This window comes from Thauera phenylacetica B4P (genome assembly GCF_000310225.1).
Classification (GTDB): Bacteria; Pseudomonadota; Gammaproteobacteria; order Burkholderiales; family Rhodocyclaceae; genus Thauera; species Thauera phenylacetica.
The window spans coordinates 20,638-42,825 of the sequence record NZ_AMXF01000011.1; the positions used below are offsets into that span (position 1 = coordinate 20,638).

Consider the following 22,188-nt stretch of genomic DNA (forward strand, 5'->3'; position numbering starts at 1 on the left):
GAATCGCTCTGCCGCGGAGAATATCAGCGCTGCCAGCCAGTTTGGTAGACGCGACGCGACGCGACGCGACGCGAGTCGCGATGGCAGCGCCTCGCCCGCGCTTACCGCGGCAGCAGGCTCTCACCCATCAGGAACTCATCGACCGCGCGGGCGCACTGGCGGCCCTCGCGAATCGCCCACACCACCAGCGACTGCCCGCGGCGCATGTCGCCGGCGGCGAAGACCTTGGGCACGTTGGTGGTGTAGGAGCCGGCGCCGTCGGTCGTGGCCTTGGCGTTGCCGCGCGCGTCCTTGTCCACACCGAAGGCCTCGAGCACGCCGCCCACCGGCTGGGTGAAGCCCATCGCGAACAGCACCAGGTCGGCCTTGATCTCGAACTCCGAGCCCGGGACCTCGGCCATCCTGCCGTCCTTGAACTCCAGGCGACAGGCCTTGAGCGCCTTGACCTTGCCGTTCTTGCCGATGAACTCCTTGGTGGCGACGGCGAAGTCGCGCTCGCAGCCTTCCTCGTGCGAGGACGAGGTGCGCAGCTTGGTCGGCCAGTACGGCCACACCAGCGCCTTGTTCTCCTGCTCGGGCGGCATCGGCATGAGCTCGAACTGGGTCACGCTGGCCGCGCCGTGGCGGTTGGACGTGCCCACGCAGTCGGAGCCGGTGTCGCCACCGCCGATCACCACCACGTGCTTGCCCTTGGCCGAGATCGGGTTGGGCTTGTCGCCGGCGACCTGCTTGTTCTGCGGGATCAGGAACTCGAGCGCGTAATGCACGCCGCCGAGCTCGCGGCCGGGCACCGGCAGGTCGCGCGGGATCTCGGAGCCGCCGGCGAGCACCACGGCGTCGAAGTCCTGCTGCAGCTGCTCGGCGCTGACCACCTGCTTCGCATCATTGACGATGCCGGCGGGCACGTTGGCGGCGCCGACCAGCACGCCGGTGCGGAACACCACGCCCTCGGCCTGGAGCTGCTCGACGCGGCGGTCGATCAGCGACTTCTCCATCTTGAAGTCGGGGATGCCGTAGCGCAGCAGGCCGCCGATGCGGTCGTTCTTCTCGAACACGGTGACGTCGTGGCCGGCGCGCGCGAGCTGCTGCGCGGCGGCCAGCCCCGCCGGGCCGGAGCCGACCACGGCGACCTTCCTGCCGGTCCTGGCCTCGGCCGGCTGCGGCACCACCCAGCCCTCTTCCCAGGCCTTGTCGATGATCGCGTGCTCGATCGACTTGATGCCCACCGCCTCGGTGTTGATGTTCAGCGTGCACGCCGCCTCGCAGGGCGCGGGGCAGATGCGGCCGGTGAACTCGGGGAAGTTGTTGGTCGAGTGCAGCACCTCGATCGCCTCGCGCCAGTGGCCGCGATACACGAGGTCGTTCCAGTCCGGGATGATGTTATTGACCGGGCAGCCGTTGTTGCAGAACGGGATGCCGCAGTCCATGCAGCGCGCGCCCTGGACCGACGCCTGCTCGTCGGTGAGGCGGACGACGAACTCCTTGTAGGTCTTCAGGCGCTTGTCGACCGGCTCGTAGGCCTCGGACAGACGCTGATATTCCATGAATCCGGTGGGCTTGCCCATTTATGCGGCCTCCTTCTCAGCTTCGCGCTGCTGCGCCATCTCGGTCAGCGCGCGACGGTACTCGTGCGGGAACACCTTGACGAACTTCTTCCGCCAGACGCCCCAGTTGTTCAGGATCTCGCGCGCGCGCACGCTGCTGGCGAAGCGGACGTGGCGCTCGATCAGGCCCTTGAGGATGAGCTCGTCGCCCATCGTCAGGTGGTCGATATCGACGCGGCCGTGGGCCTCGAGCTCGTCGCCCGACTCCGAGCCCTTGCGCGCGGCGATCTCGTCGGGCAGCGGCTCGAGCGCGACCTGCGCCATGTTGCAGCGCTGCTCGAACGTGCCGTCCTCGTCGAGCACGTAGGCCACGCCGCCCGACATGCCGGCGGCGAAGTTGCGCCCGGTCTCGCCGAGCACCACCACGGTGCCGCCGGTCATGTACTCGCAGCCGTGGTCGCCCACGCCCTCCACCACCGCGGTGGCGCCGGAGTTGCGCACCGCGAAGCGCTCGCCCGCGACCCCGGCGAAGTAGACCTCGCCCTCGGTCGCGCCGTAGAGCACGGTGTTGCCGACGATGATGTTCTGCGGCGTGTCGCCACGGAACTCGGCCTTCGGGCGCACGATGATGCGACCGCCCGAGAGGCCCTTGCCGACGTAGTCGTTGCCCTCGCCCACCAGCTCGAGGGTGACGCCGCGCGCCACGAAGGCGCCGAAGCTCTGACCGGCGGTGCCGTTCAGGCGGATGTGGATGGTGTCGTTGGGCAGGCCGGCGTGGCCGTAGCGCTTGGCCACCTCGCCCGAGAGCATCGCGCCCACGGTGCGGTTGATGTTGCGCACCGGCAGGTCGATGTTCACCTTCTCGCCCTTCTCAAGCGCCGGCTTGGCGAGCGCGACGAGTTGGCGGTCGAGCGCCTTGTCGAGCCCGTGGTCCTGCGTCTCGCTGTGCAGGCGCGGCACCTCGGCGGGCACGTTGGGCAGGTAGAAGATGCGCGAGTAGTCCAGGCCCTGCGCCTTCCAGTGCGCGATGCCCTTCTTCATGTCGAGCAGGTCGGCGCGGCCGATGAGCTCGTCGAAGCTGCGCACGCCGAGCTGCGCCATGAGCTCGCGCACTTCCTCGGCGACGAAGAAGAAGTAGTTGACCACGTACTCGGGCTGGCCCGAGAAGCGCGCACGCAGCACCGGGTCCTGGGTGGCGACGCCGACCGGGCAGGTGTTGAGGTGGCACTTGCGCATCATGATGCAGCCCTCGACGACCAGCGGCGCGGTGGCGAAGCCGAACTCGTCGGCGCCGAGCAGCGCGCCGATGACGACGTCGCGACCGGTCTTGATCTGGCCGTCGACCTGCAGGCGCACGCGCCCGCGCAGGCGGTTGAGCACCAGGGTCTGCTGGGTCTCGGCCAGGCCGAGTTCCCACGGCGAGCCGGCGTGCTTGATCGAGCTCCACGGCGAGGCGCCGGTGCCGCCGTCATGGCCGGCGACGACGATGTGGTCGGCCTTGGCCTTGGCCACGCCCGCGGCCACCGTGCCGATGCCGATCTCGGACACCAGCTTGACCGAGATGCTGGCCACCGGGTTGGTGTTCTTGAGGTCGTGGATGAGCTGCGCGAGGTCCTCGATGGAGTAGATGTCGTGGTGCGGCGGCGGCGAGATGAGGCCGACGCCCGGGACCGAGTGGCGCAGGAAGCCGATGTACTCCGAGACCTTGTGGCCGGGTAGCTGGCCGCCCTCGCCGGGCTTGGCGCCCTGGGCCATCTTGATCTGGATCTGGTCGGCGTTGACCAGGTACTCGGTGGTGACGCCGAAGCGGCCCGAGGCCACCTGCTTGATCGCCGAGCGCAACGAGTCGCCGGCGTTGAGGTCGAGGTCGCGCGCGATGCGCTTCTCGCCGATCACCTGCGACAGCTTGATCGCCTCGGTCAGCGGCTTGAAGCGCATCGGGTCCTCGCCACCCTCGCCGGTGTTCGACTTGCCGCCGATGCGGTTCATCGCCACCGCCAGGGTGGTGTGCGCCTCGGTGGAGATCGAGCCGAGCGACATCGCGCCGGTGGCGAAGCGCTTGACGATCTCCTTGGCGGGCTCGACCTCGTCGAGCGGCACCGGGGTGGTCGCGGCCCTGAGCTCGAACAGGCCGCGCAGCGTCATGTGGCGGCGGCTCTGGTCGTTGATGATGCGGGCGTATTCCTTGTAGGTGTCGGCCTTGCCCGAGCGCGTGGCGTGCTGCAGCTTGGCGATCGCGTCCGGCGTCCACATGTGCTCTTCGCCGCGGATGCGGAAGGCGTACTCGCCGCCGGCGTCGAGCATGTCGTGCAGCACCGGGTCGGTACCGAAGGCGGCCTTGTGCAGGCGGATGGACTCCTCCATCACCTCGAACACGCCGATGCCCTCGACCTGGCTGGTGGTGCCGGTGAAGTACTTGTCGAGCAGCGCCTGCTTGAGGCCGACGGCCTCGAAGATCTGCGCGCCGGTGTAGGACATGTAGGTCGAGATGCCCATCTTCGACATGACCTTCATGAGGCCCTTGCCGATCGCCTTGACGAAGTGCTTGACGTACTTGGCCGCGGCCTCGGCGTCGTCGGCCAGGTGGGCCAGGGTCTCGAGCGCGAGGTAGGGGTGCACCGCCTCGGCACCGTAGCCGGCGAGCACCGCGAAGTGATGCACCTCGCGCGCCGAGCCGGTCTCGACCACCAGGCCGGTGCGGGTGCGCAGGCCTTTCTCCACCAGGTGCTGGTGGATCGCGGACAGCGCCAGCAGCGCGGGGATGGCGACGCGGTCGGCGGCGAGCTTGCGGTCGGAGACGATGAGGATGTTGGTGCCCGCCAGCACCGCGTTCTCGGCGTCGGCGCACAGCGAGGCGAGGCGCGCCTCGACGCCCTCGTTGCCCCACTCGGCCGGGTAGCAGATGTCGAGCTCGGCGGAGCGGAACTTGTTCTGCGTGTAGCGCGCGATGTTGCGGATCTTGGCCATGCCCTCGAAGTCGAGCACCGGCTGGCTCACCTCGAGGCGGAAGGGCGGGTTGATCTCGTTGATCTCGAGCAGGTTGGGGCGCGGGCCAATGAAGGACACCAGCGACATCACCATCTGCTCGCGGATCGGGTCGATCGGCGGGTTGGTGACCTGCGCGAAGAGCTGGCGGAAGTAGTTGAACAGCGGCTTGTTCTTCGAGGACAGCACCGCCAGCGGCGAGTCGTTGCCCATCGAGCCGGTGCCCTCCTCGCCCGCCTTGCCCATCGGCTCGAGGATGAACTTGATGTCCTCCTGGGTGTAGCCGAAGGCCTGCTGGCGGTCGAGCAGCGGCGCGACGCGCTCGTCGGCGGCGGCGGTGTCGAGCATCGCCGGGGCCTCGAGGGTGTCGAGCTTGATGTTGATGCGGCGCAGCCAGTCGGCGTAGGGGCGCGCGTGGGCGAGGGACTCCTTGATCTCCTGGTCGCCGATGATGCGGCCCTGCTCCATGTCGATCAGGAACATCTTGCCCGGCTGCAGGCGCCACTTCTTGACGATCTTGCTGTCGGGGATGGGCAGCACGCCGGACTCGGAGGCCATCACCACGAGGTCGTCGTCGGTGATCAGGTAGCGCGCCGGACGCAGGCCGTTGCGGTCGAGGGTGGCGCCGATCTGGCGGCCGTCGGTGAAGGCCACCGCCGCGGGGCCGTCCCAGGGCTCCATCATCGCCGCGTGGTACTCGTAGAAGGCGCGGCGCTTCTCGTCCATCTGCGTGTGCGATTCCCAGGCCTCGGGGATCATCATCATCATCGCGTGGGCAAGCGAGTAGCCGCTCATCACCAGCAGCTCGAGCGCGTTGTCGAAGGAGGCCGAGTCGGACTGGCCGGGGTAGATCAGCGGCCAGATCTTCTGCAGGTCGTCGCCGAGCAGCGGCGAATGCACGCCCTTCTCGCGCGCGCGCATCCAGTTGTAGTTACCGCGCAGGGTGTTGATCTCGCCGTTGTGCGCGATGTAGCGGAACGGGTGGGCGAGGTTCCACTTCGGGAAGGTGTTGGTCGAGAAGCGCTGGTGCACCAGCGACAGTGCCGACACGGCGCGCTTGTCGAGCAGGTCGGGGTAGTACTCGCCCACCTGGTCGGCGAGCAGCAGGCCCTTGTAGTTCACGGTGCGCGCCGAGCACGACACCATGTAGAACTCCTTGGCGTGCTTGAGCTTGAGCGCACCGATGGCGTTGGCCGAGCGGCGGCGCACGACGTAGAGCTTGCGCTCGAGCGCCTCGGTGACCATGACGTCGGGGCCGCGGCCGATGAAGATCTGGCGGATCACCGGCTCCATGGCCTTGACCGTCGGAGACATCGGCATGTCGCGGTTGACCGGCACGTCGCGCCAGCCGAGCACGACCTGGCCTTCGGCCACGACCGCGCGCTCGATCTCCTGCTCGCAGGCGAGGCGCGAGGCGGCCTCCTTGGGCATGAACACCATGCCGACGCCGTACTCGCCGGGCAGCGGCAGGCTCACGCCCTGCGCGGCCATCGCCTCGCGATAGAGCTGGTCGGGGATCTGGATCAGGATGCCCGCGCCGTCGCCCTGCAGCGGGTCGGCCCCCACCGCGCCGCGGTGGTCGAGGTTCTTCAGGATCTCGAGGCCCTGCAGAATGATGTCATGACGTTTCTCGCCCTTGATGTGGGCGATGAAACCCACGCCACAGGCATCGTGTTCATTGGCGGGGTCGTACAGACCCTGCTTTTGGGGCAGATCCATCTTCGATTCCTCAAACGACACTCAAGATCACGCGCCCGGCGTCGGAAAAAATCGGCCACAAGGCCATCGCCGACAAACCGAACGCGCACAAAAAAGCCGGGCGCGCGCGCACCGGCTTTGTAGTCTGCACCAATCTGGTGCAGAAACAGCGACTCGACGGGGTCGAAGGGCAGCCTTTTCAGGCCTCATGCACCATTTTGGACATCACCGTCCTGCTCGCTGCGGTCGAAAAAACTATACCCCCCAAAGCTCGCCGGATTCAACAGTTTTTTTGCACTGCGGCACGCGATGAAAACCCCAGCCGCGACGGTTCCTGCAGGCCCGCCGGCAGGCGCAAAGGCGGCGCGAAGGCGGTGCGAAGGCGGCGGCGGAGTTCTGGGCTCGCGTCGATCGCGGGGCCGCCGTGTTCGCAGCTGCCGCAGCTCCTACAGGAGGCGGGCGCGCGGTGGTTTTGTAGGAGCGCCGGCAGGCGCGAAGGCGGCGGCGAAATTCGGCGCTCGCGTCGATTGCGGGGTCGCCGTGTTCGCAGCTGCCGCAGCTCCTACAGGAGGCCGGGACGCGCGGTGGTTTTGTAGGAGCGCCGGCAGGCGCGAAGGCGGCGGTGGAATTCTGGGCTCGCGTCGATTGCGGGGGCGCCGTGTTCGCAGCTGCCGCAGCTCCTACAGGGGGCGGGGGCGCGGTGATTTTGTAGGAGCGCCGGCAGGCGCGAAGGCGGCGGCGGAATTCGGCGCTCGCGTCGATTGCGGGGTCGCCGTGTTCGCAGCTGCCGCAGCTCCTACAGGGGGCGGGCGCGCGGTGGTTTTGTAGGAGCGCCGGCAGGCGCGAAAGCGGCGGCGGATCCTGGGCTCGCGTCGATCGCGGGGCCGCCGTGTTCGCAGCTGCCGCAGCTCCTACAGGGGGCCGGGACGCGCGGTGGTTTTGTAGGAACGCCGGCAGGCGCGAAAGCGGCGGCGGATCCTGGGCTCGCGTCGATTGCGGGGTCGCCGTGTTCGCAGCTGCCGCAGCTCCTACAGGAGGCCGGGACGCGCGGTGGTTTTGTAGGAGCGCCGGCAGGCGCGAAGGCGGCGGCGAAATTCGGCGCTCGCGTCGATTGCGGGGTCGCCGTGTTCGCAGCTGCCGCAGCTCCTACAGGGGGCGGGCGCGCGGTGGTTTTGTAGGAGCGCCGGCAGGCGCGAAAGCGGCGGCGGAATTCTGGGCTCGCGTCGATTGCGGGGGCGCCGTGTTCGCAGCTGCCGCAGCTCCTACAGGGGGCCGGGGGGCGCGGTGATTTTGTAGGAGCGCCGGCAGGCGCGAAAGCGGAGGCGGAATTCTGGGCTCGCGTCGATTGCGGGGGCGCCGTGTTCGCAGCTGCCGCAGCTCCTACAGGGGGCGGGGGCGCGGTGATTTTGTAGGAGCGCCGGCAGGCGCGAAAGCGGCGGCGGAATTCTGGGCTCGCGTCGATTGCGGGGGCGCCGTGTTCGCAGCTGCCGCAGCTCCTACAGGGGGCGGGGGCGCGGTGATTTTGTAGGAGCGCCGGCAGGCGCGAAAGCGGCGGCGGAATTCTGGGCTCGCGTCGATTACGGGGCCGCTGTGTTCGCAGCTGCCGCAGCTCCTACAGGGGGCGGGGGGCGCGGTGGTTTTGTAGGAACGCCGGCAGGCGCGAAAGCGGCGGCGGATCCTGGGCTCGCGTCGATTGCGGGGGCGCCGTGTTCGCAGCTGCCGCAGCTCCTACAGGGGGCGGGGGGCGCGGTGGTTTTGTAGGAGCGCCGGCAGGCGCGAAAGCGGAGGTGCCGGTGGCGACGGGCGGCGGTGTCAAGCACGAGGCCCCGCCTCACCCCTCACCCCTCACCCCTCACCCCTCAATAAATCTCCCCCACCGCGAACAGCCGCCGGTGCTCCTTCATGGCGTAGCGGTCGGTCATGCCGGCGATGTAGTCGGCGATGGCGCGCGGCTTGTCCTCGCGCGCCATCGCCTGGTACTGCGGCGGCAGGATGTGGGGGTCGTCGGTGAAGGCGGTGAACAGGTCACCGACGATGCGGCGGGCCTTGTTGGTCATGCGCAGCACCTGGTAATGGCGATAGAGCTTGTCGCGCAGGAAGACCTTGAGCTCGCGCAGGCGCGGCAGCAGCGCATCGGAATACGCCACCAGGCGCGGCGCGGCGTGGACGTCGGCGAGCGTCTCCACGCCCTCGGCGGCGATGTTGGCGCGGGTCTGCTCGATGAGGTCGATCACCATCAGGTGGATCATGCGCCGCACCGTCTCGTTGATCAGCTTGCGCCCCGACAGCCCCGGCCAGCGCGCCTCGGCCTCGCGCCGCTGCACGGCGAAGATCGGCACCTCGTCGAGCTGCTCGAGGGTGATCAGCCCGGAGCGCAGGCCGTCGTCCACGTCGTGGTTGTTGTAGGCGATCTCGTCGGCGAGGTTGGCGAGCTGGGCCTCGAGCGAGGGCTGGGTGCCGTCGAGGAAGCGCTGGCCGAGCTCGCTGAGGCGCTCGGCGTTGGCGCGCGAGCAGTGCTTGAGGATGCCCTCGCGTGTCTCGAACATCAGGTTGAGCCCGTCGAAGCCGGCGTAGCGGTCCTCCAGCAGGTCCACCGTGCGCAGCGACTGCAGGTTGTGCTCGAAGCCGCCGAAGTCCTTCATGCAGGCGTTGAGCGCGTCCTGCCCGGCGTGGCCGAAGGGGGTGTGGCCGAGGTCGTGGGCGAGCGCGATCGACTCGGCGAGGTCCTCGTTGAGGCCGAGCTCGCGCGCGATGCCGCGGGTGAGCTGGGCGACCTCGATGCTGTGGGTTAGCCGGGTGCGGAAGAGATCGCCCTCGTGGTTCACGAACACCTGGGTCTTGTATTCCAGGCGGCGGAAGGCGGTGGAATGCACGATGCGGTCGCGGTCGCGCTGGAACTGGCCGCGGGCGACCGGGGCGGGCTCGTCATGGACGCGGCCGCGCGAGGCAGCCTCGGTGACGGCGTAGGGGGCGAGTTGCAGCATGCGGGCTCCTCAAGTGGCGCAGCAAGACAAAGACAGGCGGACCCTTCCCGCGGCTCGACTCGCGGGCGAGCCCGCCCCCACGGCAGCGCATCCCGCGACGAGAACACCCTCGCCCGCGCTCGCGCCTGCCGCGAGTTCAGCGGCAGCGCGCCTCGATCGCCGCGGCGATCTCGCCGGCCGGCGCCTCGCCGTGCATCACCGCGCGCCCGAGCGCGCGCAGCAACACCAGGCGCAGCTTGCCGGCCTCGACCTTCTTGTCGTGCGACATCAGCTCGACGTAGCGCTCGACGCCCATGCGCGGCCCCCACACCGGCAGGCGGGCACGCTCGAACAGCGCCTCGATGCGGGCCACCGCGGCGGTATCGATCCAGCCCAGGCGGCGCGACAGCTCGGCGGCCATCATCGTGCCGGCGGCGACGGCCTCGCCGTGCAGCCATTCACCGTAGCCGAGGCCGGTTTCGATGGCGTGACCGAAGGTGTGGCCGAGGTTCAGCAGCGCGCGCTCGCCCTGCTCGGTCTCGTCGGCCGCCACCACCTCGGCCTTGTTGCGGCAGGAGCGCTCGATCGCCCACGCCAGCGCGTCGGTGTCGCGCGCCACCAGGCGGTCGAGGTTCGCCTCCAGCCAGGCGAGGAACTCGGGGTCGCGGATCAGCCCGTACTTGATCACCTCGGCCAGGCCGGCGGAGAGCTCGCGGTCGGGCAGGGTGTCGAGCGTGTCGATGTCGGCCAGCACCAGCCTGGGCTGGTAGAAGGCGCCGATCATGTTCTTGCCGAGCGGGTGGTTGATCGCGGTCTTGCCGCCCACCGAGGAGTCGACCTGCGACAGCAGCGTGGTCGGCACCTGGATGAAGGGCATGCCGCGCTGGTAGCACGCCGCGGCGAAGCCGCCCATGTCGCCCACCACCCCGCCGCCGAGCGCGACCAGGGTGGTCGAGCGCTCGCAACGTTCGGCAAGCAGCATGTCGAAGATACGATTGAGCGTCTCCCAGTCCTTGTGCGCCTCGCCGTCGGGCAGCACCACCGCTACGGTGCGCACGCCTGCGGCCTCCAGCCCGGCGCGCAGGCGCTCGAGGTAGAGTGGCCCGACCACCGTGTTGGTGACGATCGCGACGCGCTGCGTCTTGAGGTGGGGCAGGATCAGGTCGGCGCGCCCGAACAGGCCGCGGCCGATGTGGATGGGATAGGCGCGCTCGCCGAGCGCAACGTTCAGGGTCTGCATGTATCGGCCTTGTAGCGCGCGAGCGCCTCCTCGATCTGGCGCACCATGTTGCCCGGGTTGCCGCGCCCGCCGGCGAGGATGATGTGGGCGGTCTCGCGATAGAGTGGGTCGCGCGCGCGGTGGAGTTCCTCGATGCGCTGGCGCGGGTTGTCGACCTGCAGCAGCGGGCGGTTGCGGTCGTGGCGGGTACGCTCGAACAGAACCTGCGGAGGCACGTCGAGGTAGATCACGATGCCACGCTCGCGCATCAGCTCGCGGTTGAGCGGCGTGGTGACGACCCCGCCACCGGTGGCGAGCACGAGGTCGGGCTCGCGGGTGAGTGCGTCGATCATCTGCGTCTCGCGGCGGCGGAAGCCGGCCTCGCCCTCGAGCTCGAAGATGGTCGGAATGCTGACGCCGGTGCGCGCCACGATCGCCTGGTCGCAATCGGCGAAGCGCATCCTGCGCCTGCGCGCCAGTTCCTTGCCGACCGTGGTCTTGCCGGCGCCCATCATGCCGATCAGTATCAGACAGCTCACGCGTGACTCGCCGGAAATCCAGATGAAAAAGGGCGGGCATCCATGCCGGATGCCCGCCCCGCGGATTGTATCAGCAGATGCGCCGGACTCAGCGCAGCGTGAGCGCGTCGGAGACGATGCGCGGGGTGATGAAGACGAGGAGTTCGCGGCGCTCGGAGACGCGGGAGTTCGACTTGAATAGATGTCCCAGAACAGGAATATCCCCAAGGAGCGGCACTTGCTGAGTGCTGTTGGTTTCGTTCTCCTCGTAGATACCGCCAATCACCACGGTTCCTCCGTTTTCAATAAGTACTTCGCTCTTCACTTTCTTCGTGTCGATTGCTGGCCCGGACCGCGTGTCTTCGCCACGCGAATCCTTGTTGACCTCTATCGTCAACTGGAGCCGGCCGTCCGGAGTGATCTGTGGCTTGACCTTCAGCGACAGCACCGCCTTCTTGAACGTCACACTGGTTGCACCGGAACTGGTCGCCTCTTCGTATGGAATTTCCGTTCCCTGCTCAATCAGCGCCTCCACCTGGTTGGCCGTCAGCACCCGAGGACTGGATATAAGGCGCCCACGCCCATCGGCGTCCAGCGCACTGAGTTCAAGATTCAGAAACCTCGTTGCGCTGTTGTTCCACAGCACCATCGACAACAGGCCGGGATTTGAGGCGCCCGCCGGCAGGTTGAGGTTCAGACCCGCCGGGTTCGCGTCGTCGACGCCGGCGACCTGACCCGCCATCGTCCGTGTGGCGCCGAGGCCGCCACCGAGCGTGCTGCGACGCACCGGCGCGCCATCCTCGGTGTAGCCGACGATGCGGCCGAAGGCCCCGCCCACGCCCAGGCGCACGCCGAGGTCGCGAGCGAAGGTCTTGCTCGCCTCGACGATGCGCGCCTCGATCAGCACCTGGCGGGGCGCCACGTCGATCTCCTGCACCAGTCGGCGCAGCGCCTGCAGCCGCGAACCGACATCGGTCACGAAGACCTTGTTGCTGCGCTCATCCACCACTACGCTGCCGCGCTTGGACAGCATGGTCTGGTCCTTGGCCTTGAGGAAATCGAAGATCTCCTTGGCCTTGTGGTAGTTGATCTGGAAGCTCTCGGTCTGCAGCGGCTCGAGGTCGTTGATCTGCGCCTTGGCCTCGAGCTGCAGCTTCTCGCGCGCGGCCAGCTCGTCACCCGGGGCGATCCAGATCACGTTGCCGTTCTTGCGCATGTCCAGGCCCTTGGCCTGCAGGATGATGTCGAGCGCCTGGTCCCAGGGCACGTCCTTCAGGCGCAGGGTCAGGTTTCCCTGCACCGAGTCGGAGGTGATGATGTTGAAGTCGGTGAAGTCGGCGATGACCTGCAGCACCGAGCGCACGTCCACGTTCTGGAAGTTGAGCGAGAGCTTCTCGCCCTTGTAGTCGCTGCGCCCGCCGCCGAGCTTGGTCGGGTCCTCGGCGACGCGACGCACCTCGAGCACGAAGCGGTTGTCGCTCTGGTAGGCGTTGTGCTCCCACAGGCCGTTGGGCGTCACGGTCAGGCGCACGCGGTCGCCCACCTGCTGGGCGGTCATCGAGGTGACCGGGGTGGCGAAGTCGGTGACGTCGGAGCGGCGGCGCAGGTGCTCGGGCAGCGCGGCGTGCAGGAAGTCGATGACGAGGTTCCCGCCCTGCTGGCGGATGTCGATGCCGGTATCCGGGGTCGACAGGTCGACCACCACGCGGCCTTCGCCGCCGGTACCGCGGCGGAAGTTGATGTCACGCACCGCCAGGCCGCCCGTCGCCGCCGCTACGGCGCGCGGCTCGGCGAAGTTGGCGGCGGCTTCGCTCACCACCGAGCCCTGCGCCGCGCGCGATGCGGCCGGCGAGAGCGCGATGATCAGGTCGCGACCCTGCACGCGCGCCTCGTAGGGGCTCATGCGGGTGAGGTTGAGCACCAGGCGGGTGCGGTCGCCCGCCTGCACGATGTTGGCGCTGCGCAGGTCGCCCTGGTCGATGGCCTGCACGTTGCGCCCGAGCGCATTCCCGGTGCCCGGAAAGTCGAAGGCGATGCGCGCCGGGTTGGCGACGCTGAAGCTCGCCGGCGGACTGGCGAGCGGTTCGCGCAGGGTCAGGCGCACGTAGATCGCACCGCCTTGCTCGGCGACCTCCAGCCCCTCGATCTGGTTGCTGAAGCTCTGCGTCTGCGATGCGTCCTGGGCCAGCACGGCGGGCGCGGGCGCCAGGCCTGCGAAAGCGGCTGCGATCAGCAGCACTCCGATGCGGTGTCTCATTTTCCGGCCTCTCCGCGCTCCTGCAATTTCAGGTCGCTGACTTTTTCCACCCAGTCGCCATAGACATCCTCGACCAGTTCACGCAGCTTGATCTCGTTCTCGGTGACTTGCGTGATCACGCCGAAATTCTGTCCCATGTAGTTCCCGACCTTCACCTGATGCAGCACGGTCCCCGCCTTGACCAGCGCGTGGGTGTTGTTTCCCTGCATCAGCACGCCCACCATGTGCAGGGATTCGAGCGGAAAGGCCTCAAGCGGCTCGCGCCGGCGCTCGAGGTCGGGGCGCAGCGCACTGCCCGAGGCACGCCGCTCAGGCTCCATGCGTCCGATACGGAAGGGGTCGTCGCCCTGCGTGCCGGCATAGGCCACCACCGACACCTGGCGCAGCTCGGGCAGTGGTCGTACCGCCCCCCGCATGGTCTTCGCCTGCCCGTCCATCCAGGCCTTCAGGTCGTCCTGGCTGCCCCCCGTGCATCCGGCGAGCAGCACACAGGCGCCGATCAACGCGGCCCTGTTCATCATTTCTTCCCCTGCTTCGCGGCTTGGGCCGCCTGCGCCGCCTTGCGCTGCTGGGCGAGCTCTTCCTCGTCGAGGTAGCGGTAGGTCACCGCCTTGGCCTGCAACTTGAGCCGCCCGTCCTTGTCCGCCTCGATGCCGACATCGTTGAGGGTCACCATCCGCGGCATGCTCGCGAGGTCGGCGACGAACTCGCCGAGGTCGTGATAGATACCGGTCACCCGCACGTCGATCGGCATCTCGGCGTAGAACTCCTTGATCACGTCGGTCCCCGGCTTGAACAGCTCGAACTGGAGCCCGCGGCCCAGGCCGGCCTGGTTGATGTCGGAGAGCAGGGAGTCCATCTCGGCGCGATTGGGCAGCTGTTTGAGCAGGGCGCCGAACTGCCGGTCGATCTCTGCGAGCTGGCGACGGTGCTCCTCGAGATTCACCGCCTGGCGCTTCTTGGTATGCCAGCTCTCGCGCAACTGCACCTCTTCAGCCTCGCGCGCCGCCAGGGTCTTGACCTGATCCTGCCAGTCGAACCACCAGAATCCGGCCACCGTGAGCACCAGCAACAGGACCGCGACCACGATGCGGGGCGCGGTCGGCCACATGCCCGGGTCCTGCGGATCGAGCCCCTTGAAGTCTTCCGCCAAGCGGCGGAAATCGATACCTTCGCGCAATGCGGCGAGATCGAAGCTCATTTCTGCGCTCCCTTCGCGCCCGCTTTCGGCGCGCTTGCGCCCGCCTCGGGCTCGGCTTCGACCGGCGGCCGGATGGCGATGTCGAGGGTAAATTCGCTCAAGCGGCGGTTGTCCTGCATGACCGCCTTGGCCTCGATCAGCCTCGGCTGCTCAAGGAAGGCCGAGGCCTCGACGTTGCGCATGAAATGCGACACCCGGGCGTTCGACTGCGCCAGCCCGACCACCCTGACCTGGCGCCCGGTCTGCTTGGTCGACTTGAGGTAGACCCCATCGGGCAGGCGCTGGGCCAGTTCGTTGAACAGATGCACGGTCTCCGCGCGCGTCCCCTGCAGCGACTCGATGACCTGCTTGCGCGCCAGCATCGCGTCGATCTGCTCGCGCAGGCGGCGGATCTCGGCGATGTCGCGGTCGATGCGGACGATCTCCTCCTTGAGGAAGGCGTTGCGCGCCTCCTGGTGCTCGATGTAGCCGGCGTAGATCATGTGCACGCCGAAGCCGATCAGCGCGCCCAGCAGCACCATGCCTGCGGCGAGCGCGTAGAACTGCTGGCGGCGCTGGCGGCGCTTGGCGATCCGATGCGGAAGCAGGTTGATGCGGGTCATGCGTCGGACCTCCGCAGCGCCAGGCCGCAGGCGACCATCAGCGCGGGCGCATCGGCGAGCAGCGCCTTCGGCCGCACCTTGCTGCTCAGGGTCATGCCGGCGAAGGGATTGGCGATGAGCGTGTCGACCTGGGTACGCGCCGCGACCACATCGCCGAGCCCGGGCAGCACCGCACAGCCACCGGCGAGCACGACGTGGTCCACCTGGTTGAACGGTGTCGAAGTGAAGAAGAACTGCAGTGCACGCGAGACCTCGAGCGCGAGGCTGTCCATGAAGGGGCGCATGAGGTCGCGCGGATAGCTGTCCGGCAGCGAGCCCGCGCGCTTGGCCGACTCCGCCTCCTCGAAGCTCATGCCGTACTGGCGCGCGATGTCCTGGGTGAGCTGGCTGCCACCGAAGGCCTGCTCGCGCGAATAGATGGAGTGGCCGTTGCGGAACATGGTCACGTTCATGACCGAGGCGCCGATATCGACCAGCGCGATCACCTGATCGGCACCGCCACGCGGCAACTGGCGGCAGACGAGCTCAAGCGCGGATTCGGTGGCCAGCGACTCGACATCGACGATCACCGCCTTGAGCCCGGCCGCTTCGGCCACCGCTACGCGGTCCTCGACCTTGTCCTTGCGCGAGGCAGCGATCAGCACCTCGACGTCACCCGGGCTGCCGGGCGCGGGACCGATACGCTGAAAATCGAGGTTGACCTCCTCGAGCGCGAAGGGAATGTATTGGTTGGCCTCGGCCTCGACCGCGAATTCCATCTCGGTCTCGCGCAGGCCATCGGGGAGGATGATCTTCTTGGTGATGACCGACGAGGACGGCAGCGCCAGCGCCACGTTGCGCACGCTGGTGCCGAAGCGACGCAATGCGCGCCGCACGGCTTCGCTCACCGCATCGAGGTTGGCGATGTTGCCGTCGACCACCGCGTCGCGCGGCAAGGTCTCGACCGCATAGCGCTCCACTTTGTAAGCGTCCTTTTCCCCGCCCGATAGCTCGACGAGCTTCACGGATGAAGACGAGATATCGAGCCCGACGAGCTGGCGCGCCGAGGGCCTTAAAAAGGGGAGGTCGATCACAAAGAAAACCCTTGAATTTCTTTATGTTACGCGCTGTTTTTCAACAAGGCTCTAGCATGCTAGCAACAAGCCATTGGGGTGTAAAGCAAACCCCGTCACGGTTGACATGCACTTACGGTCGGGCACGAGAGCCGGGCGGGCGCATCCCGTATAATGCCGCTCCGCTCGAAACCATCCTGGATTGCCCATGCGCTGGGTCCTGTATCCGATTGCAGCGCTGTTCGCGCTGGCCGTTCTCGGCATCGCCACGCTCGCGGCGATGGCCTTCTTCGCCTGGCCCAAGCTGCCTGCGCTCGACACGCTCACCGACTACCGTCCGCGCGTTCCGCTCCGAGTATATACGGCCGATGGGCACCTCATCGGCGAGTTCGGCGAGGAGCGCCGTGACGTGGTTCGCATTGCCGAGGTTCCTTCCCACCTCAAGCACGCCATCCTCGCTGCGGAGGACGAGCGCTTCTACGAGCATCGCGGCATCGACCCCGTCGGCCTGGCGCGCGCGGCGCTCGCCAACCTGTCGTCCGGCGGACGCGGCCAGGGGGCCTCGACGATCACCATGCAGGTCGCGCGCAACTTCTTCCTCTCGCGCGAAAAGACCTACAACCGCAAGCTCTACGAGATCCTGCTCGCCCTCAAGATCGAGCAGAACCTGTCCAAGGACCAGATCCTCGAGCTCTACATCAACCAGATCTTCCTCGGCCAGCGCGCCTACGGCTTCGCCGCCGCAGCGCGTGCCTACTATGGCAAGACGCTCGACGAGCTCAGCCTGCCCGAGGCGGCGATGCTCGCCGGCCTGCCCAAGGCGCCCTCCGCCTTCAATCCGATCGTGAACCCGGCGCGCGCCGCCGTGCGCCAGCAATACGTGCTGCGCCGCATGCTCGAGGCGGGCTTCATCGCCCCGCAGCAATACGAAGAAGCGCTCGTCTTCGCCACGCCGAAGCAGAGCCAGCGCGACATCGCCGCCGCCCGCCGGGTGCCGGACATCGTCGTGCCCGGCGACTACGTCGCCGAGATGGCGCGCCAGATCGCGGTGGAGCAGTTCGGCGAGCAGGCCTACGAGCTCGGGCTGCGCATCGTCACCACGGTCACCCGCAAGGACCAGGAGGCCGCCTATGCCGCGCTGCGCCGCGGCGTGTTCGACTACGACCGCCGCCATGGCTACCGCGGCCCGGAAGCCTTCGTCGACCTCCCTTCGGGCCGGGTCGCCGACGAGCAGCTGGACGAGGCACTCGGCGACTCCAGCGACCACGACGACCTGCTCGCGGCGCTGGTGCTCAAGGCCGGGCCGAAGGAAGTGCTCGTCTATCGTCGCGGCCAGGAGATCCGCATCACCGGCAAGGGCCTGTCCTTCGTCGCGCCGATGTTGTCGGAAAAGGCGCCGCAGGCGCGCCGCGTGCGCCGCGGCGCGATCGTGCGCGTGCGCAACGCCGGCAAGGACAGTTGGGAACTCACTCAGCTCCCCGACGTGCAGGCCGCGCTGGTGGCGATCGACTCGCACAGCGGCGCGGTGCGCGCGCTGATCGGCGGCTTCGACTTCAACCGCAACAAGTTCAACCACGTGACCCAGGCGGTGCGCCAGCCGGGATCGAGCTTCAAGCCCTTCATCTTCTCGGCCGCGCTCGACCGTGAGTTCGGCCCGGGCAGCGTGCTCGAGGACAACCCGCTCTACTACCCGGCCGGCGTCACCGGCAGCAAGGCCTGGGAGCCGAAGAACTACGACGGGCGCTATTCCGGCCCGATGACGCTGCGCGACGGCCTGGCGCGCTCGAAGAACATGGTCTCGATCCGCCTGCTGGAGAAGATCACCCCCGAGTACGCGCGTGACTACCTCGGCCGCTTCGGCTTCGATCCCGCGCAGAACCCGCCCTACCTCACCATGGCGCTCGGCGCGGGCGCCGCCACGCCGTGGCAGATGGCGGCCGGCTATGCGGTGTTCGCCAACGGCGGCTACCGCGTCGAGCCCTTCGTCATCAAGGAGATGTACGACGGCAGCGGGCGCCTGATCGCGCGCACCGACCCGCCGGTCGCGGGCCAGAGCGCGCCGCGGGTGATCGACGCGCGCAACGCCTGGCTGATGGATTCGATGATGCGCGACGTGGTGCAGCGCGGCACCGCCACGCGCGCGCGCAGCCTCAAGCGCGAGGATCTCGCCGGAAAGACGGGCACCACCAACGACTATGTGGACGCCTGGTTCTGCGGCTACCACCCCGACCTCGTCGCGGTGAGCTGGGTCGGCCACAGCCAGCCGCGCAACCTCGGCAAGGGCGAGACCGGCGGCGCCGCGGCGCTGCCGATCTGGATCAACTACATGGCGTCCGCGCTCGAAGGTGTGCCGCAGGTGGAGCTGCCTCGTCCCGACGGCCTGCGCCAGGTGCAGAACGGCCTCGGCACCCGCCAGGACTGGCAGTACGCCGAGTACGCCCCGCCGGCGCCGCCGCCGGTTCCGGACTGGCTGCGCGAGATGTTCGCCAACGACGGCGCACCGGCGATGGAGGCCGAAGCCGAGGCGATCCCGCCCGGCCCCGCCCCGCTGATCCTGCCGCCCCCCAGCCCGGCGCGCGCGCAGGCCCCCGCCCCGGTCGAAGAACGCCGCCCCACGCCGATCCGGCCGTAACGGAAGCTTCGCGGCTTCCGTCGCTCCTGCAGGCACCCGAAGACACGCCAGCCCCCTGCAGGAGCGCCGGCAGGTGCGAAGGCGGCGGTGGAATTCGGCGCAGGCGTCGATTGTGGAGTCGCCGTGTTCGCAGCTGCCGCAGCTCCTACAGGGGGCGGGACGCGCGGTGGCTTTGCAGGAGCGCCGGCAGGCGCGAAGGCGGGGGTGGAATTCGGCGCACGCGTCGATTGTGGAGTCGCCGTGTTCGCAGCTGCCGCAGCTCCTACAGGGGGCGGGACGCGCGGTGGCTTTGCAGGAGCGCCGGCAGGCGCGAAAGCGGCTGGCCAGACCCGCCGCCCTCAATCGCGCCGTACCAGCCTCACCGCCTCGCCCGACTGCTCGCCCACCAGCGCGCCGAGCATCGCCCACAGCTCGCGGCCATCGCGCGTGTTGACCCAACTCCCCTCCTGCGGACGGAAGTGGAAGCCGCCCGACTTCGCCGCCACCCAGATCTCGCGTGCCGCGGTGTGGCGGTTGATGATCATCTTGCTGCCGTTGTCGAACTCGATCTCGAGGATGCCGCCCGGCTTCGGCTCGACGTCGAGCTCGGCGCCGCAGTCCTCCAGGGCGGTCTCGATGCGCGCCAGCTCGGCCTCGGCGAGCGCATTGAACGCAGACTCTTCCATGCTGATTCCTTCTGTTAGCATTCCGGTTTTTTGCGAAGAACGGCGATGCGAGCCACGATGCGAGTCCCGAAGCGAGTCCAACTCCCCGCGATCGCGCTTGCCTGCGCGCTGCTGTCGGCCTGCGGCATCAAGGGTCCGCTCTACCTGCCGGCACCCGGCGCCACCGCGGCGCCTCCGGCGGGCGCCGATCATAGCAAACCCGTCGTGCCGAAGGACCTGATCAAGGAATCGCCCCTCGAATGAACGCCCCCGCCTCCCGCTGGCCCGCTCCCACCCTGTCCGCACGCGACGGCGCGCTCTGGCTCGAGGAGCTGCCGCTCGCCGAGATCGCCGCGCGCTTCGGCACGCCCACCTATGTATACTCGCGCGCCGCGCTCGAAGCCGCCTTCGCGGCCTGGAAGGACGCGCTCGCCGGGCGCCGGGCGCTGGTGTGCTACGCGGTCAAGGCCAACTCCAACCTCGGCATCCTGTCGGTGTTCGCGCGCCTGGGCGCGGGCTTCGACATCGTCTCGGGCGGCGAGCTGGCGCGCGTGCTGGCCGCCGGCGGGCGTGCCGACAAGGTCGTGTTCTCCGGCGTCGGCAAGACGCGCGCCGAGATGCGCCAGGCGCTGCAGGCGGGCATCCGCTGCTTCAACGTCGAGTCGGCCGCCGAACTGGAGCACCTGAACGCCGTGGCGGGCGAGCTCGGCGTGCGCGCGCCGGTGTCGCTGCGCGTCAATCCGGACGTCGACCCGAAGACCCACCCCTACATCTCCACCGGCCTCAAGGGCAACAAGTTCGGCGTCGCCTTCGCCGACGCGCCGGCGCTCTATCGCCGCGCCGCGGCGCTGCCCAACCTGCGCATCACCGGCGTCGCCTGCCACATCGGCTCGCAGCTGCTCGACCGTGCGCCGATCGCCGAAGCCGCACAGAAGCTGCGCGACCTCGTCGAGGGCCTCGCCGCCGACGGCATCGCGCTCGAGCACATCGACCTCGGCGGCGGGCTGGGCATCCGCTACCGCGACGAGGCCCCGCCGCCGGTCGCGGACTACCTCGCGCCGCTGCTGGAGGTCTTCGCCGGGCGCGAGGAAGAGCTCTGCTTCGAGCCCGGCCGCTCCCTGGTCGGCAACGCCGGCCTGCTGCTCACCCGCATCGAGTACCTCAAGCCGGGCGAGACCAAGAACTTCGCGATCGTCGACGCGGCCATGAACGACCTCGCCCGTCCGGCGCTCTACGACGCCTGGCACGACGTGGTCGAGGTCGCCCCGCGCGCGCTCGCCCCCACCACCTACGACGTGGTCGGGCCGATCTGCGAGAGCGGCGACTTCCTCGCCCGCGAGCGCAGCCTCGCGGTGGCCGAGGGCGACCTGCTGGCGATCCTGTCGGCGGGCGCATACGGCATGACGATGGCCTCGAACTACAACACCCGCCCGCGCGCCGCCGAGATCCTGGTCGACGGCGCGAACGCGCACGTGGTGCGCGAACGCGAGACGGTGGAAGAGCTGTTCGCGCGCGAGCGCGTGGCGGAGTGAACGAAGACCAGGGCGGCGGGCGCCTGGCGGGCCGAGGCGGCGGGATTAGCCCGCAGAATTAGCCCGTGGGTCGGGGCGGTGGGTCGAGCCTACTGGCGCAGCCCCCCGCGATCGGCCCTCTGCCGGACCTTGCGAATCCGCCCCGCGTGCGGAGCCGGCCTCAGGCGCTCGCCTGTGGCTGCGGCGGCCGCACGCCCGCGTCGAACTCCTCGTTGAGCGCGCGTCCGAAGGCCTTCCAGGCCGGGCCGCCGTGGGTCTCGAAGCCGATCTCGGCGCTCTGGCGCATGTTCTGCAGCATCAGCTCGGAGAGGGCGAAGAGCTCGCCGGTGAGCTTGTCCTGGCGCTGCGGGCTGCGCAGCAGCTTCATCATGCAGGTGGGCGTGCAGCTCAGTGCCCGACGCGCAAGGTCGCGCATGCGCGTCGGGTCGTCCCAGTCGATGCCGATCGCGATCCCGCGCTTGAGGATCTCGCGCTCCAGCTCGTCCGCGGTGCGCGAGTAGTGTCCGAATCCGCTCATCTTTCCGTCGTTGCCCGCCGCGCGACTGTCGCTGCGCCGCGGGTGTACCGCTCCGTATAGAATCCGCCGCGCGGCTGCGCCGGCGAAGCGCGCATTCTAGCGCCTCGCCGACAGGCGCTCGATCAGGATCCCTGACATGCTCATGAAGAATCTTTCCCTCTGCGTGATCTTCATCACCGGCCTGCTGCTGGTCGCGCCCGCCCATGCCGACAGCAACGCCCTGCCGCCGGGAGTGCGCCTGGCGCTCGACAACGCGCGCATCCCGGTGGAGACGGTGGCGGCCTGGAGCCAGCCGGTGGACCGCCCCGCGCCGACGCTCGCGATCAACGCCACCGCGGCGATGAACCCGGCCTCGGTGATGAAGCTCGTCACCGCCTTCGCCGCACTCGAACGCCTCGGCCCCGCCCACACCTGGACGACCCGCATCGCCGGCGACGGCCCGCTCCGCGTGGGGGTGCTCGAGGGCAACCTCTACCTCGTCGGCGGCGCCGATCCCGTGCTCGGCTACGATCGCCTGTGGAAGATGCTGCGCCGCCTGCGCGCGCTCGGCGTCGAGCGCGTGGCCGGGGACATCGTGCTCGACGCCTCCGCGCTGCGCCTGCCGCCGCACGACCCCGACGCCTTCGACGGCCGCGGCCTGCGCCCTTACAACAGCGGGCCGCACGGCCTTTTGCTGCACTACAACACCTTGCTGCTCGGCCTGCATCCGGGCTCGGCGGCCAACGCGCCGGTCACCCTGGCCGCCGAGCCGCCGCTCGCCGGCCTCGTCATCGACAACCGCATCCTCACCTCGGACGCACCCTGCGGCACCTGGTACCGCGACC

The 22,188-nt window shown here is 68.9% G+C and carries 16 protein-coding genes; 4 read left to right on the plus strand and 12 right to left on the minus strand.

What is annotated here, in order from left to right:
- Window positions 1-101: 101 nt before the first annotated feature.
- From C667_RS03435 to C667_RS03480, 10 genes are all read right to left on the minus strand, one after another.
- On the minus strand, window positions 102-1,565 hold the full coding sequence (locus C667_RS03435) for a glutamate synthase subunit beta (protein WP_004357058.1): 1,464 nt from the start codon (window positions 1,563-1,565) through the stop codon (window positions 102-104).
- Window positions 1,566-6,248, minus strand: a complete 4,683-nt coding sequence (locus C667_RS03440; protein ID WP_004357060.1) for a glutamate synthase-related protein — start codon at window positions 6,246-6,248, stop codon at window positions 1,566-1,568.
- Window positions 6,249-8,086: 1,838 nt separating this feature from the next.
- Complete coding sequence (locus C667_RS03445) at window positions 8,087-9,211, minus strand: deoxyguanosinetriphosphate triphosphohydrolase (RefSeq protein WP_004357062.1); 1,125 nt, start codon at window positions 9,209-9,211, stop codon at window positions 8,087-8,089.
- A gap of 136 nt (window positions 9,212-9,347) precedes the next feature.
- Window positions 9,348-10,430, minus strand: coding sequence for a 3-dehydroquinate synthase (aroB, locus tag C667_RS03450; protein ID WP_004357063.1), 1,083 nt, complete (start codon window positions 10,428-10,430; stop codon window positions 9,348-9,350).
- Entirely contained in the window at window positions 10,418-10,948 is a 531-nt protein-coding gene (locus tag C667_RS03455) for a shikimate kinase (RefSeq protein ID WP_004357064.1), read from the minus strand. The genes aroB and C667_RS03455 overlap by 13 nt, the downstream gene beginning before the upstream one ends.
- A gap of 88 nt (window positions 10,949-11,036) precedes the next feature.
- Complete coding sequence (locus C667_RS03460; protein ID WP_004357065.1) at window positions 11,037-13,184, minus strand: type IV pilus secretin PilQ; 2,148 nt, start codon at window positions 13,182-13,184, stop codon at window positions 11,037-11,039.
- Window positions 13,181-13,705, minus strand: coding sequence for a pilus assembly protein PilP (locus tag C667_RS03465; RefSeq protein WP_004357066.1), 525 nt, complete (start codon window positions 13,703-13,705; stop codon window positions 13,181-13,183). Before C667_RS03465 ends, C667_RS03460 begins: the two co-directional genes overlap by 4 nt.
- Entirely contained in the window at window positions 13,702-14,385 is a 684-nt protein-coding gene (locus tag C667_RS03470) for a type IV pilus inner membrane component PilO (RefSeq protein WP_004357067.1), read from the minus strand. Before C667_RS03470 ends, C667_RS03465 begins: the two co-directional genes overlap by 4 nt.
- Window positions 14,382-14,987, minus strand: coding sequence for a PilN domain-containing protein (locus C667_RS03475; protein WP_004357068.1), 606 nt, complete (start codon window positions 14,985-14,987; stop codon window positions 14,382-14,384). Before C667_RS03475 ends, C667_RS03470 begins: the two co-directional genes overlap by 4 nt.
- A complete protein-coding gene (locus C667_RS03480) occupies window positions 14,984-16,060 on the minus strand; it encodes a pilus assembly protein PilM (protein WP_039920699.1) in 1,077 nt (358 codons plus the stop codon). The genes C667_RS03475 and C667_RS03480 overlap by 4 nt, the downstream gene beginning before the upstream one ends.
- Before the next feature lie 187 nt (window positions 16,061-16,247).
- Here C667_RS03480 and C667_RS03485 point away from each other — a divergent pair, with 187 nt between their 5' ends.
- Complete coding sequence (locus C667_RS03485) at window positions 16,248-18,671, plus strand: penicillin-binding protein 1A (protein WP_004357071.1); 2,424 nt, start codon at window positions 16,248-16,250, stop codon at window positions 18,669-18,671.
- 338 nt (window positions 18,672-19,009) lie between these two features.
- Here C667_RS03485 and cyaY read toward each other — a convergent pair whose 3' ends face one another.
- Window positions 19,010-19,336: an iron donor protein CyaY gene (gene cyaY / locus C667_RS03490; RefSeq protein ID WP_004357073.1), complete on the minus strand. Its 327-nt coding sequence runs from the start codon at window positions 19,334-19,336 to the stop codon at window positions 19,010-19,012.
- 45 nt (window positions 19,337-19,381) lie between these two features.
- Between cyaY and lptM the strand changes: the two genes are divergently transcribed.
- Window positions 19,382-19,579, plus strand: coding sequence for an LPS translocon maturation chaperone LptM (gene lptM / locus C667_RS03495; RefSeq protein WP_004357075.1), 198 nt, complete (start codon window positions 19,382-19,384; stop codon window positions 19,577-19,579).
- The gene (lysA, locus tag C667_RS03500) at window positions 19,576-20,847 is read left to right on the plus strand and encodes a diaminopimelate decarboxylase (protein WP_004357076.1); all 1,272 of its coding nucleotides are present in this window, start codon (window positions 19,576-19,578) and stop codon (window positions 20,845-20,847) included. The genes lptM and lysA overlap by 4 nt, the downstream gene beginning before the upstream one ends.
- A 160-nt stretch (window positions 20,848-21,007) precedes the next feature.
- On the opposite strand, the gene C667_RS03505 is transcribed toward lysA, so the two are convergent.
- Window positions 21,008-21,364, minus strand: a complete 357-nt coding sequence (locus C667_RS03505; protein ID WP_004357078.1) for a hypothetical protein — start codon at window positions 21,362-21,364, stop codon at window positions 21,008-21,010.
- Between the two features lie 142 nt (window positions 21,365-21,506).
- On the opposite strand from C667_RS03505, the gene C667_RS03510 reads away from it, so the two are divergent.
- A partial coding sequence (locus tag C667_RS03510; protein WP_039920712.1) for a D-alanyl-D-alanine carboxypeptidase occupies window positions 21,507-22,188 on the plus strand: 682 nt, incomplete at its 3' end.

Coding starts and splice junctions, on each gene's coding strand:
- C667_RS03435 (WP_004357058.1), bottom strand. CDS start 1,565: ATGGGCAAGCCCACCGGATTCATGGAATATCAGCGTCTGTCCGAGGCC.
- C667_RS03440 (WP_004357060.1), bottom strand. CDS start 6,248: ATGGATCTGCCCCAAAAGCAGGGTCTGTACGACCCCGCCAATGAACAC.
- C667_RS03445 (WP_004357062.1), bottom strand. CDS start 9,211: ATGCTGCAACTCGCCCCCTACGCCGTCACCGAGGCTGCCTCGCGCGGC.
- aroB (WP_004357063.1), bottom strand. CDS start 10,430: ATGCAGACCCTGAACGTTGCGCTCGGCGAGCGCGCCTATCCCATCCAC.
- C667_RS03460 (WP_004357065.1), bottom strand. CDS start 13,184: ATGAGACACCGCATCGGAGTGCTGCTGATCGCAGCCGCTTTCGCAGGC.
- C667_RS03465 (WP_004357066.1), bottom strand. CDS start 13,705: ATGATGAACAGGGCCGCGTTGATCGGCGCCTGTGTGCTGCTCGCCGGA.
- C667_RS03470 (WP_004357067.1), bottom strand. CDS start 14,385: ATGAGCTTCGATCTCGCCGCATTGCGCGAAGGTATCGATTTCCGCCGC.
- C667_RS03475 (WP_004357068.1), bottom strand. CDS start 14,987: ATGACCCGCATCAACCTGCTTCCGCATCGGATCGCCAAGCGCCGCCAG.
- C667_RS03485 (WP_004357071.1), top strand. CDS start 16,248: ATGCGCTGGGTCCTGTATCCGATTGCAGCGCTGTTCGCGCTGGCCGTT.
- cyaY (WP_004357073.1), bottom strand. CDS start 19,336: ATGGAAGAGTCTGCGTTCAATGCGCTCGCCGAGGCCGAGCTGGCGCGC.
- lptM (WP_004357075.1), top strand. CDS start 19,382: ATGCGAGCCACGATGCGAGTCCCGAAGCGAGTCCAACTCCCCGCGATC.
- lysA (WP_004357076.1), top strand. CDS start 19,576: ATGAACGCCCCCGCCTCCCGCTGGCCCGCTCCCACCCTGTCCGCACGC.
- C667_RS03505 (WP_004357078.1), bottom strand. CDS start 21,364: ATGAGCGGATTCGGACACTACTCGCGCACCGCGGACGAGCTGGAGCGC.